Source organism: Chryseobacterium sp. VD8 (assembly GCF_037149975.1).
GTDB lineage: Bacteria > Bacteroidota > Bacteroidia > Flavobacteriales > Weeksellaceae > Chryseobacterium > Chryseobacterium indicum.
In genome coordinates, this window is sequence record NZ_JBBCQL010000135.1 from 1 (window position 1) to 12,098 (window position 12,098).

At 33.9% G+C, this 12,098-nt stretch carries 11 protein-coding genes and 1 pseudogene; 11 read left to right on the top strand and 1 reads right to left on the bottom strand.

The features are described from left to right. A partial coding sequence (locus WFK35_RS14485) for a hypothetical protein (protein ID WP_336733151.1) occupies positions 1-250 on the top strand: 250 nt, incomplete at its 5' end. 41 nt (positions 251-291) lie between these two features. Here WFK35_RS14485 and deoD read toward each other — a convergent pair. Then, positions 292-1,002: a purine-nucleoside phosphorylase gene (deoD, locus tag WFK35_RS14490; RefSeq protein ID WP_336733152.1), complete on the bottom strand. Its 711-nt coding sequence runs from the start codon at positions 1,000-1,002 to the stop codon at positions 292-294. Positions 1,003-1,141: 139 nt separating this feature from the next. Between deoD and WFK35_RS14495 the strand changes: the two genes are divergently transcribed. The 10 genes and pseudogenes from WFK35_RS14495 to WFK35_RS14540 all read left to right on the top strand — a co-directional run. After that, positions 1,142-1,780 carry a hypothetical protein gene (locus tag WFK35_RS14495; protein ID WP_336733153.1) on the top strand — a complete coding sequence of 213 codons (639 nt, stop codon included), beginning with the start codon at positions 1,142-1,144 and terminating at the stop codon, positions 1,778-1,780. Between the two features lie 79 nt (positions 1,781-1,859). Continuing rightward, entirely contained in the window at positions 1,860-2,444 is a 585-nt protein-coding gene (locus WFK35_RS14500; protein WP_336733154.1) for a DUF4919 domain-containing protein, read from the top strand. 2 nt (positions 2,445-2,446) lie between these two features. Then, on the top strand, positions 2,447-3,160 hold the full coding sequence (locus tag WFK35_RS14505; protein WP_336733155.1) for a hypothetical protein: 714 nt from the start codon (positions 2,447-2,449) through the stop codon (positions 3,158-3,160). Positions 3,161-3,578: 418 nt separating this feature from the next. Further along, complete coding sequence (locus WFK35_RS14510; RefSeq protein WP_336733156.1) at positions 3,579-4,178, top strand: DUF4919 domain-containing protein; 600 nt, start codon at positions 3,579-3,581, stop codon at positions 4,176-4,178. 2 nt (positions 4,179-4,180) lie between these two features. Beyond that, positions 4,181-4,879: a hypothetical protein gene (locus WFK35_RS14515; protein ID WP_336733157.1), complete on the top strand. Its 699-nt coding sequence runs from the start codon at positions 4,181-4,183 to the stop codon at positions 4,877-4,879. A gap of 863 nt (positions 4,880-5,742) precedes the next feature. Further along, positions 5,743-6,876, top strand: coding sequence for an AAA family ATPase (locus WFK35_RS14520; RefSeq protein WP_336733158.1), 1,134 nt, complete (start codon positions 5,743-5,745; stop codon positions 6,874-6,876). Next, the gene (locus WFK35_RS14525; RefSeq protein WP_336733159.1) at positions 6,849-7,592 is read left to right on the top strand and encodes a hypothetical protein; all 744 of its coding nucleotides are present in this window, start codon (positions 6,849-6,851) and stop codon (positions 7,590-7,592) included. The genes WFK35_RS14520 and WFK35_RS14525 overlap by 28 nt, the downstream gene beginning before the upstream one ends. Further along, entirely contained in the window at positions 7,583-9,979 is a 2,397-nt protein-coding gene (locus WFK35_RS14530) for a hypothetical protein (RefSeq protein ID WP_336733160.1), read from the top strand. Before WFK35_RS14525 ends, WFK35_RS14530 begins: the two co-directional genes overlap by 10 nt. Further along, positions 9,969-11,666, top strand: coding sequence for an APC family permease (locus tag WFK35_RS14535; RefSeq protein ID WP_336733161.1), 1,698 nt, complete (start codon positions 9,969-9,971; stop codon positions 11,664-11,666). The genes WFK35_RS14530 and WFK35_RS14535 overlap by 11 nt, the downstream gene beginning before the upstream one ends. Continuing rightward, positions 11,659-12,098 (top strand): annotated as a pseudogene (locus WFK35_RS14540) (hypothetical protein); the annotation flags it as partial. The gene WFK35_RS14535 and the pseudogene WFK35_RS14540, both read left to right, overlap by 8 nt.

Consider the following 12,098-nt stretch of genomic DNA (forward strand, 5'->3'; position numbering starts at 1 on the left):
TGTTGATTTTTATACCTGTGAAGAAGAAAAAATAAACACTTTTGAAAATATTGATTTGATTTTTCTTGAGCTTGAGCCCCTTTTCTTTTTGTCAAAATCAAATGGATTAGTTTATACCAACTGGAGGTTTAATACTTCTGTAATCAGTACAGAGCAGATGAAACAAATTGCTGATGACTTTTCAAATACTTTCAATGAATGCTCAAAAACGATTTGTGAAGAAAATATAATGATCGATGAGAAAGTATGATCTTAGAAATAAAAAAAATTGCACAGATCTGTGCAACTTTTTTACAAACTCTTAATCCCCGCTTCCAAAGCAAGCTCAATCATTGGTTTTAAAGCCTTTTCTCTCTGGTCTGCCGAAATATTTTCGTGGGTAGGAATAATATCCGAAACCGTAAGAATCGTTGCCGCATTTTTTCCTAAATGTTTAGCATTGGCAAACAGTCCGAAAGCTTCCATTTCTACCGCCGGACAGTTATATTTTGCAGCAATGGCTGGAATTGCAGGATCTTTTCTGTAAAAAATATCACTGCTGTGGATGTTCGTCGCTTTTGCCGTTAGAGACATTTCTTTTGCCGTTTCGTTGATGGTATTGAAGATATTTCCCTGATGAGAAATGCTTTCCTCTTCAATTCCCCATGCGAATTTTGCATAGGTACTTTCACTCGCTGCATTTTCCACATTCAGAAGGTCATACACTTTCAGATCTGTGGTATACGCACCGCAGGTTCCGATTCTGATGATCGTATCTACATCATACTCTGTAAAAAGTTCAAAAGAGTAAATTCCGATGCTTGGAAAGCCCATTCCGCTTGCTCCCACAGAGATTTCTTTCCCTTTGTATAACCCTGTGTAATATAAAATTCCTCTGGTCTGGCTTACCAGTTTAGCATCTTCCAAAAAGTTTTCCGCAATATATTTGGCACGCAGCGGATCTCCGGGTTGTAAAACAACTTTAGCAATTTCTCCTTTTTTTGCACTGATGTGGATACTCATAATTTTTTATTTGAAAGGGCAAAGATATAAAATTGTGATTTCTTAATCCTTGAACAATGGTTTTTTAATTAAAGATTTATAATCAACTTACCTTCAAAATTTTCAATTCGAAAAGAATATTTTTTATTTTTGTTAAATGATGGAAAAAAAATCAGCTTTTTTAGACACTTTATTTCTGCTTCGAAAAGAAGAATGCATCACCATTTTCTCAGATATCCATGAAATTTCCAAAAAAGAAGAGCAGGATGCCGCAGATTATTTTCAGGCTGAGTTTGAGAAAGAAAGGCTTGAATTTTTATCCGACACACTTGTCTGCGATACTGAAACAGCAGTCTGGGCTGCCAAAATAGTCTATCACAGCGCGCAGCTTCATTTAATAAGAGAAAATACGGCTAAAGATTTAAATAAACTGATTCCGTCTTTCAAAGGGAAAAGAGATGTTTCAGGCATCCTTTCCGCAGATTTATCACTCCGGTTTTTACCACAGATTGTTTCTGCTTTACAGGTTTCAGATCCGGAAGATCCTTTGGTGAAAATGCTGGAAAATATTCTGAAACAATTTCACTATTCAGCAGTAGGAATGGATCTGGATCTCGAAGACATCAACTGGGAAGAAGAATTAAAAGACAAAACCTACCGAAAATTGTATCTGGAAAGAATTGTAGAAAAAAAATCCTATCAACTTGCTGAAATTCCTTACCTCAATCAGTTGTTAATTGCTGAATTTGGACTGCATAAAGATGTATTTTGGAAAGAACTAAAAACAATAAATCGTTAAAATTTTACGGATTCTGCGTTTAAAAATAAACGATAAAGCAGAAGTTCTTTAGAAAACTAAAAAACAATAACCTAAGAGAATGAGAGAAAAAACTGTATTTGATTTTGTGGCAGATCCTACAAAAGAAAATTTTTTAAAACACAGAGAATTGATTATCACTAATCCTGATTACAATCCTGATTCTGATGATTTGGAAATCATGAAAAAGCTATATGAAAATAAGGAATATGATAAATTGAATTATTACGTTACCATTAATGTTTTATTAAGTCCAAGAGCACATTTTTTAAAATTTATTTCTTTAAATGAGATAGGAAATACAAAAGCCGCAGAAAGTATAGTATTTATCTGTCATAATATTCTGAATTGTATAGAAAAAACAGGAGACGGAACTATAGAAAATCCTTATATTGTTATCAGGGCTTCCGATGAAGATGACCTTCTGGAGCTTCGTTTAAGCAAAAAATATCTTCAGAAAAGATTAATTCAGCATGAAGATAAATATTTAGATGTATTAACTCTTGAAGACGGTTCTGAATTGTATTTTGATATTACCGATGCTTATAAGAGGTCTAAATTTCTCTTGGATAAAGAAAAATCGGAAGGTAAAAGGGCAGAAAAGCCAAAAAAGAAAAGCTGGTGGAATTTTTTAAGTAAAAACTAAATATGGAAATAAATACAGCTTTCACTCTCGGTATCATTTTTTCGACTTACGGTTTTCTGTTCTGCATTTTTGCTTATTATTTGAGCAGCAGATTTTTAAAATTGAAAGTAGAGGAAGTGCACGTATTTTCAACATTCGGTAAACCTCTTTATTCCTACAGCCTAAAAAACGGAGTAAAAATAAACTTTGGTTATATTCCTTTTAATTATGGTCTTAAATTCCATCTGGAAGATTTTTCATTAGATTCTCCTGAAGGAAAAAGATATTTCAGAAATTTTGCTAAAAATATATCTTTGTTGCAGGTGGTCACAATGGTTTTAATTATTGTGGTCGGAAGCTTTGTAAGCCTCATGTATGGATATAACCCGATAACTATTTTCAGAGATTTGGTAGAAAATTTTTATGATCTTATAGCGGGAAAGCAGAGTTTCTCAGAATTTAAAGCAATGGTAAACAGCCAATATATAACGTATTGGAAGTATTTTTATCTGTTTTTTGCGGCAATGACGTATTTTGTTTTTGTATCATTTCTTTTGGCATTAGCACCATTTTCGGTCTTTACCAATATACTGGTCATGTTTTTGATTTTAGGATCTTATGTTGTAATGGGTCTCAAATATTTTGAACTGCCGATTAGCTTTTATATAGATTTTCTAATATCAATTACCGTAAGCGGGTTTTTATATTTTTTATCATTAAGATTTTTTATTAAATAAATTAATTATAAATCTTTATTTACTTTGTTAAGTGAAATGCCTTTGCGAACTTAAAAACAGTAAATAATTAAAAGAAACTTTGCAGACTTTGCGTTAAAAACCTAAAATTACCGCAAAAAATTAAACAATTAAGAATAGGTAAGAAGTTAAGACGAATTAAGAATTTGCAAGCAAATTAAAGGCAAGCTTAAGAAATTTATTTCTCTTAACTAATCTTAAACCCTTAATCAATCTTAATGGTTAAAATATATAGAAAGTAAATAAAAACTTTGTTTCCTTTGCTAAGTGAATAGTTTATACTGAGCTTGTCGAAGTACCTTTGTGAACTTAAAAACAGTTAGTTGATAAAAAAACTTTGTGGACTTTGTGTTAAAAACAATGTTTTTTCAGAAAAAGACAAAAAAACAATAACCAATAAATGGAAACCTACGAAAAAGTATTTGAATTTTTAAGCGATCCTACCAGAGAAACTTTTCTGAAGTGTAGAGAACTCGTAATCAACGATCCGGAATATGATCCTTATTCCGAAGATACAGGAAATATTCAGAAATTATTAAATGAAGGAAAATTTCAGGAAGTCGTAAAATATGTAAACGTGAATATTTTGCTCAGTCCGAGTGTTCATATCTTTAAATATTTTGCCTATAAAGAACTGGGCGACGAAAAAGCAATGAATATTGAAATGACGATTGCACAGATCATTTTTGAATGTATCGAAAAAACGGGCGATGGCACAGAAGATTCACCTTACATTGTTACGAGAATTTCTGATGAAAGAGATCTCATAAGGTATCACTTCAATAAAGAAGATAAGATGCAGAGGCTCGTTAAAGATGAAAATAAAATAATGGATGTTCTTACGCTTGATGATGGTTCCAATGTTTACTTCGATATTTCTGTTCCTTACCGCAGAATTGCTTTTTCATTCAACAAAAGAAATGCAGAGGCAGAAAAAGAAGAAGAAAAAACAGAAAAGCCAAAAAAGAAAAGCTGGTGGAATTTTTTTAATAAAAACTGAATATGGAAATAAACTCGGCACTTATAACAGGAATTCTTATTGCTTCCTATATGTTTTTATTCTGTGTTGTTCCGTACTATATCAATAAATTTTTATTGAAGGAAGACATAAAAGGCATCTCTATGCTGATGCATTTTGGTAAACCTTTATACAGTTACACCTTAAAGAATGGCATTAAAATTAATTTCGGATATATTCCCGGAAGTTCGATAGAATTTAAAGATGAAGAGAATCTGGATGATGAAGAGATCTTAAAGAATGCCCGGAAAAGGTCAAATAAACTTAATTATATTTATCATGCTTTACTTGTTTTTGTACTTTTTTCGGTAGCTTTAATTTTGGGATATAATCCTGTTAAAATTTGCAGAGAGATTTTAGTAATTGCTTATCAACTGATTACGAAAAAGATAGATTATAATCAACTGATTCCTGTTATTGCAAAAAATTATCAGATGTATGGAAGGATATTCTTTCTGTGCTTTGTCGTTTTATTGCTGATGATTATTTCTTTGCTGTCAAATTCAATATCATCACTTTGGAAATATTTGGGATTTATAAGTCTGGGTATTCTGATTGTGCTTTATTTTGTATACGATCTGACTTTTTTTATGTTTCCGCTATCATTTTATATTGATATTTTACTTGCAATGACGATAAGCCAGTTTATCTACTTTTCCCTGCTAAGATTTTTTATTAAATAAAACGAAAACTTTTAATTTGAAGAAAAATAACAATAAATTTAGACCTTTGCTCGCTTAGTTAAATGAATAGTTTATGCTGAGCTTGTCGAAGTACCTTTGTGAAATTAAAAGCAGTGAGTAGTCAAAAAAAACTTTGTGGACTTTGTGTTAAAAACCAAAAATCACCGCAAAAAATTAAACAATTAAGAATAGGTAAAAAGTTAAGACGAATTAAGAATTTGCAAGCAAATTAAAGGCAAGCTTAAGAAATTTATTTCTCTTAATTAATCTTAACCCCTTAATAAATCTTAATGATTAAAATATATAGAAAGTAAATAAAAAATTTGTGGACTTTGTGCTAAAAAACAGTTCAAAAAAAACAATAATTTACGTCAAAAAAGAAAAATAACAATAAATTTAGACCTTTGCTTGCTTTGTTAAATGAAATGCCTTTGCGAACTTAAAAGCAGTTAGTTGTCAAGATAAACTTTGCGGACTTTGCGTTTAAAACCTAAAATCACGCAAAAAATTAAACCATTAAGAATAGTTAAGAAGTTAAGACGAATTAAGAATTTGCAAGCAAATTAAAGTCAAGCTTAAGAAATTTATTTCTCTTAACTAATCTTAAACCCTTAATAAATCTTAATGGTTAAAATATATAGAAAGTAAATAAAAACTTTGCGGACTTTGCGTTAAAAAACATCTGAAAAGTATCAATACAAATGTTTTATTATCATAAGAAAAAAAGATCTTTGTTTCCTTTGCTAAGTAGAACACCTTTGCGAACTTAAAAACAGTTAGTATTCAAAATAAACTTTGTGGACTTTGCGTTAAAAAACAATTGCGATTAAAAAAAGAAGTCAAAAATTATAACATAAAAACAAATGACTCAGAATATAGAAAAAATAAACACCGTTCTTAATCACGTTAAAGACACATTTGTCGGAAAAAACGATGTCGTCGATTTATTGGGAATCTGTCTTCTGGCAAGAGAAAACGCCTTTTTGTACGGACCTCCCGGAACCGCAAAATCTGCCATTGTAAGAACATTGGCAAAAACCGTGAAAGACGGAAAAAACTTCGAATATTTATTAACCCGTTTCACCGAACCGAACGAAATTTTCGGACCTTTTGATATCAGAAAATTAAAAGAAGGAGAATTATTAACCAATACCGAAGGAATGATGCCCGAAGCATCTATGGTTTTTCTGGATGAGATTTTCAATGCCAATTCAGCCATTCTGAATTCCCTTTTGATGGCCTTAAATGAAAAGATTTTTAAGAGAGGAAAAGAAACCAAACATCTTCCTGCGCTCATGTTCGTGGGAGCGAGTAACGTTCTTCCTGAAGACGAAGCATTGAACGCCTTGTTTGACCGTTTTCTCATCAGAATTAATGTAGATTATGTACATCCCGACCTTCTTCATCAGGTGCTTTTAGCAGGAAGAAAACTGGAAAATAATACCGAAACAGAAACTCCCGAAATTCTTTCCCACGAAATAAAAGAACTGCAGAATTTGTGTAAAACTGTTGATTTAAGACCTATTTACGAAGTCTATTTAAACACCATCATCAGTCTCCGAAATACAGGAATTGCCATTTCCGACCGTAGAGCCGTTAAATTACAGAACCTTATCGCGGCAAGTGCTTTAATTTGTGGCAGAAATGAAGCCATTTTATCAGATTTATGGGTGCTGAAACATATTTGGGACACCGAAGAACAGATTGAAATTCTCGAAGGAATCATCAACAGAACGATTGAAAAAGATGACCATCCGAAATCTCATCCGCAGGCATTGCAAAACAAAACGCCGAATCCGGAAGAAGTGATGAAAGACGTAAAAATCTTAGTCGAAAAATGGAATCAGGGATCTTTGAGTTTTGAAGAGCAGAATGTCATTAAAGATAAATTAAGATACCTTCAGACGCGATGCGAGTGGATCAGAAACCCTGAGCAGAAACAGTACATTCAACAGGAAATTGAAAATCTATGGCAAAAGATTCTTCAAACGGTCTAAAAGAATTCTGGGCAGAAATTCCGCGTGCAGATGAAGATGTTCTGGGCTCGATCCGTGACTGGAAAAATGTTCAGATCGCTTTGGAGGAAGATGTTGTCTGGATGAAAGGTTTTACCGATGAACAGGTAATTTCCTCTGAAATTCAACAGTTGCCGAATTTTCTGCTTTATGAATTAAGAGACGGACTTTTATTCCGGAAAGAGGCTCTGGTTCCGAGCAAAAAAATGAGAACGGCTTTGCTTTGGACTCCCATTGATAAAGCTTTGCGATTAACTTTCCCATCATTCAACCATAATTTTTTCGGAATTGACGGAAAAATTGAAATTAAACTGAAACCAAGCGAAGAAGAGCATCCCGCAACAGCATTGTTATGCTCAATAAAAGAAATCAGGGAAACCTTAATCACACTGCCGAAATTTAAGCTGGAGAAAATCAACTGGATGGTGATTAATGACAATGCTTTGTTGATCGGAACTCCTTTATTAAGTTTTCCGGGAAAAACATTTTGGTCAAAAGACGGACATCTTTTACCGACAGGTTACGATTTTGAATTTAAAAACATGAGCTCTTTATTACAGAGAAAATATAACGCAGGTCGCGATCAGTGGCTTTTATGGAACGAAAACGGAAATGTTCTGTACCTAAATAAAGAAGATTTCCGCAAATTATCCGTAAGCTCGTTCCGACTGACTGAAAAATCACAGGAATGGATATAATTGCATATTTCCAATCATATATCAATTATTTCTGGGAGTGGACAACCGATGAAGATGTTCCGGACGACACCCGATATAATGAAAACAACCTTATTTCTATTCCGAATGTAGGCGCAATTGCGTATAGACCTTACGTAATGGAAATTCTTAAGGAACTTAAAGAACAGGGGCTTCCGCCTTTCGGTTCTTTATTGCTTGTTTTGTATGCGCTTCATGATGGCTACTTAAACTTAGACGGCGTTTTTTATTATCTGAACAGACAGAAAGATCGTTTCGCTGAAAATGAATCCGATGTAGATCTTGCCATTAAATTTTTAGAAAATCTGAGCAGTATCGGAAGTTCTGTAAAGCGGGGACAGAATAAAATCATTCTTTTACAGACCATTTTTAAAGACAGTCACAATCGGGTTTCCTCGGTAAATTCAGGGTTAATCTTAAAAATATTTGAAACTAAGCCTCACATCATCGGCGAAGCTGCTGTTAAAAAGCCTCTAACTTCCATTGCGGTTAACAGAGATATTAAAACTTTAGCGCTTCTTCAGAATAAATTTCCGACTAGAAAATCCATCATCAATGCCATGAAAGGTTTCACAGATATTTCGGAGCTTGAAGATGAAGTCGTTGAAGAAGAAACCACGGTTGAAACCGATAAAGATTTTATTCAGGAACTCATTGAAGAGCCGAAAACGTTTCAGGTCGGAAGTTTAATTAAAAGGATCTGGAGCGGTCTGAAAATCCCGATGCGTCATCTTTCGCCCGGAGAACAGCCGATTGGAGGAATCTCGGATATGACGAATAAAGGCGAACTTCACAGAATGCTTTTGTCTGAATTTGCCAATGAAGATGAAATTTTCATGAACCGTGTTGCGAACAATGAAGCATTGTTTATCCAAAGAGAAATTCCGCCCGAAGAAAATATTTTTGAAAGAATTATTCTAATCGATACTTCCCTGAAAAACTGGGGAACTCCAAAAGTTTTGGGGTTTGCATCGGCAATTGCGGTCATCAAACATCCGAAAGCACTTTCAGAATGCAAAGTTTTTGCATTGGGACAGAATATCATCCCGATGTCTCTGGATAATGTGGATGAAGTAGTGGAAAATCTCAATCATGTAAGTCCGGTTCTGGAAGTTTCAGGCGCACTTGAAAAGTTTTTTAATGAAGAACATAAAGAAAAAGATCTGGAAGTTTTTTTCATCACGAATCAGGAAAATTTAAGCCATCAAAATCTTCAGAAAATCATTCACAAAAACAGAGACCGCCTGAAATTTTTGGTGACAACTTCTGCAAACGGTGAACTGAACTTTTACAAATATCATAAAGGAACAAGAAAGCATATCCAGAAAATCATGCTTCCGTTGCAGGAATTGTGGGCAAATCCGCCGGAAAGAAGACAGAGGAGGGAAAGTAAATTTTCAGGAAACGGCAAAAAAGCAAATGTTCCATTCAATTATCCGATTTTGTTTCCTGCGCCAATCAATAAAATCGCAACCTTTCTCTATGAAGGGGAATTTTTTATTTTAAGCAATAAAAAACAGTTGCTGAGAACCTATCTTTCAGACAATTATTACAACAGGAATTATTATGACACGTATAAAACGCATCATGGGTGCGAAGTTTTAATTGATGATATTTCTGTAAAGCCAAAAGGTCAGTTTGCGTTGGCAAAAAATAAGCAGGGAGACTTTATTTTATGCCAGTATCAACCCGATAAAAAACTGATTTCCAAATTAAATTTAAATACTAAAGAATATTCTGAGCTGAATTTGACAGGAAGAAATATACCTATTAAAAGTCAACTTATATACTTTAATAAAAGTTTTTATCTGCATTTGGATGATATTCCTTACAGCAATAAAATTGCTATAGATGGAAATGTTAGTTTTGAAGAGGCATTTGTGAATGAGAAAGAAATTTATAAAAATAATTTAAGAGTTGGATCTGAACTTAACAAATTAATCCACAGTGGATTAAAAATCCTTAATAATTTCCACAATATCGGAATCAATACAGAAAAAAAGCTAGTCATTTCAAATAACGAATTAAACAAATTATATAACGAAGATTCCATCACGTTTTACAGAAATAATTATCCGCTGGAAATCTGTGCGGAGCAGAATAAAAACAAATTTACCTTTTCAGACGGAAGCGAAATTATCACAGATAATCGAGGAATACTGACTTTTAAGAGCAGCAACAAAAATATCCCCGAATTTTATATTCCTTCCACAGAATACGGAAATCTGGCGTTGGCAACCAACACGGAATTCGGAGGCTCAGAATATTATCTGCCACAGAATACACTTTTGAAAGTGCGAACGATGAAAGAAATGTATGTTGAATATATGGAACGGTTTATAGATCAAATTTGGGAATATGGAACTTAGAATTAAACCTTTTCCGAAAAATAACTACCCCAAAAAAGGACTTTTAATCAAAGGTTCTTCACCGCTTGTATGGCTTCATGAAATGGAAATATTAGGAATAGATTTACATGAAGTTCAGTCTTTCCCGATTCCTTCCACAGAACCGAATATTTTGTACGGATGTTTTTTGGTATTTAAAAATCTGGCTCCGAATGAAATTGGCAGAAATTCTTATTTTCAATGTGTCGACAATAGATTTTTCATTCCTGAAAACACGGTCTTTTATCCGAAAGTAAATCCTGAAGAGTGGCAGAATATCGATGCGGAATATCTCATCATGCATCCTGAATTTGGTCTGGTTAAATTAAATGAAGAAATCGACTGGATTTCCATCATTCAAAATCCGGAAATCTCGGAAGATAAAGTAAGAAAAACTTCAAAAGGTGTTCAGATTCCTCAGAAAATCGAAAGTTTTACCGTTGAAATGGACGATGAAAAAGTTCTGGAATCTCTCGAAAAACCGCAAACCGAAGAAGAATGGATGAAAAATCTTCCCTTTGACATGAAAAAGGTGATGACGGGAAATAAAAAGGAAATCGAAAAATATCTAAAATATATCGAAAAATATCCTGACAGAGCAGTAGAACTTGGCGTTCCGTTGGATATTATGGGAACTTCAAGAGGTGATGGTTTCGGGATTTTTAAATTTAAAAATTCATGGCTCGAAAAACTCTTTGGTAAAAAAGATGAAGACGATTTTAACGGAAAATCTTCCGGTAGAAATTACCGTTGGATATTCTGGGTTGTTCTTTTAATGATCGGATTAGCCAGAGTTTTCATGAATCTTAATAAGAATAAACCTGAAGAATCTTCTGGAATTTCTTCAGGCAAAGTTCAGACTCCGGATAAAACAATGATGGCTCCCGTAGTGGCGTACAAATCAGGAGTTACCGATATTGATATGAAAATCGACTCCATGTACGGAAAAAAGCGGAGAGAACTGATGAAAGAACATATGAATGCCTCTCTAAGCATGAGCAAACCGGGTGAAAAAAGTTATCAGGAATATCTCAAGAATGGAGGAAGACCGCTTGATAAAATTCAGAATGATATTTTTAAGCTGAATGACAAAACAGATGCGGCAACCGATTCATTAAAAAGAGTGTACCGAAAGAAAATTGTAAAATATCTGGCTCAGAATGAAGGAAAAATAAGAGAGAAAATTAAAGATTCCATTCAAAAATCAGGTTCAGGGAAACCTGCCGATGAAGGAGTTGTAAAAACCATTATGAAAAAGAAAGCCATTTTGGTAGAAGATTCATTGGGAAGGCTGTACGGAACGAAAGAATTTCCACAGACTCCGCCTGCTATTTCGACACTGAACGCTGAAAAAAGTAATCCGGAAGAAAAAAGCACCTCTTTTACAGAAATTTTCTGGCTAATTGTTGCAATGACGGGAGCGGTAGGACTGTATTCTTTCTTCGTCAATAGAAAATCACTGAATATAGGCGGTGAAAATGTTCCGGCGGGAACCAAGATTTTCCTAATGATTATTCTGGTTGCCATGTTGGCGTATATTTTCTATCCGCTGATCGCAATGTTCGGCTACAACTGGTTTGTATGGATTCTTATTATCGGCATTGTATTGCTTCTTTACCGTCTTTTCAGCGAAGATGAAACTATTTTTAATTCAGACAAAGATGAATAGACAGAAATTTACAGATAAATTCTTGGCGGCATTTTTTATTCTCGCCATCATCAAAATGATCGGAATTCTGGCGCAGCTTTTCCATCAGAGTTTTTGGAGTGTAATCGGAACTTTAGTCATTTTTGCTGTTGTTGCGTTGATTATTTTCGGAGTATTGATGCAGCTGGAAAAAAAGGAAAAAGAAAGCAACTCTTCGGGAAAAGGCAGAAACGGAGGAGGAAATTTTTATCTGGAAGCATCCCTTTTCGATAAGATCAGGAATAAATACGAAGAACTGGCTCAGAAATACATCAGCGAAAAAGATTATAAAAGAGCGGCAAAAGTATACATGAATTTAATGAAAGATTACTATCGCGGGGCAAAAACACTGGAAGACGGAGGTTTATACAATGAAGCGGCGGTTATTTATCTTAAAAAATTAAAGAATAAATC